Genomic DNA, 856 nt, shown 5'->3' on the forward strand with positions numbered 1-856 from the left:
ACGTTGGCAAACATTTAACGCAACCATATAACAAATTTAGCATCTATTAAATAAAGTTTATGAGAATACTATTTTTACTTCTTTTATTATTCAACTTTTACGGTTGCGAAAAAATTGATGATGATATTAATAATATTTGCAACTCTGATTGCACTGTTATCGAAGGAACTTTCACTACAACGAATAATATCCCTATAAAAAATGTGAAAATTGAATTAGATTATAGAGCTTCAACTGGAACATTTGGAGTTTCAGTTAGAAACATTAGACAGACCACGACAAATGATACTGGTTATTATCGAATGGAATTTTTTATAGAAGATAATGAACTTGGTGAAAGCGCTAATGGTTATTTTAGATTACATTCAGACTTTTCCAATGTTGAAAACACAAATGACTACATAATACCTAATAATGCCTTGAACGGATTAGACACTTACGATGTGATTTATTCAATCAATACGAGAGATACGATTATTAACAAATCAGTTTATATTCCAACTAAAGCAATTTTGAAAATTAATTTAACAAACTATTTTCCTATCGAGCAAAATGACTTCTTTAACGTTGTTGGAACTTATCCAGGAGGCGGATTTTCTTTTAGTGCTAATAGCCAACCTAATCAACTTTTTGAGATGGAAGTTGCTCAAAATGAAATAACCTCAATTGAAGTCAAAAAAAGAAAAAATGGTATACTGTCAATTGTTGACGAAATTGATTTATTTATACCAGAGAATGAAGTCTTAGAATTGAATTATGAATATTAAAAAAACGATTTGCCAACACCGTGTATAATTAATTGCTTGGTTCTTGCCTACTTGCGAATATTCCTGCGGAATATTCACGGGTTCGTAAA

At 30.0% G+C, this 856-nt stretch carries 1 protein-coding gene; it reads left to right on the top strand.

Translation table 11 applies throughout. The features are described from left to right. The first annotated feature begins 59 nt into the window (after window positions 1–59). The gene (locus tag HM985_RS17100) at window positions 60–767 is read left to right on the top strand and encodes a hypothetical protein (protein ID WP_179377414.1); all 708 of its coding nucleotides are present in this window, start codon (window positions 60–62) and stop codon (window positions 765–767) included. Window positions 768–856: the final 89 nt, after the last annotated feature.

The organism is Winogradskyella wichelsiae (genome assembly GCF_013403925.1).
GTDB lineage: Bacteria > Bacteroidota > Bacteroidia > Flavobacteriales > Flavobacteriaceae > Winogradskyella > Winogradskyella wichelsiae.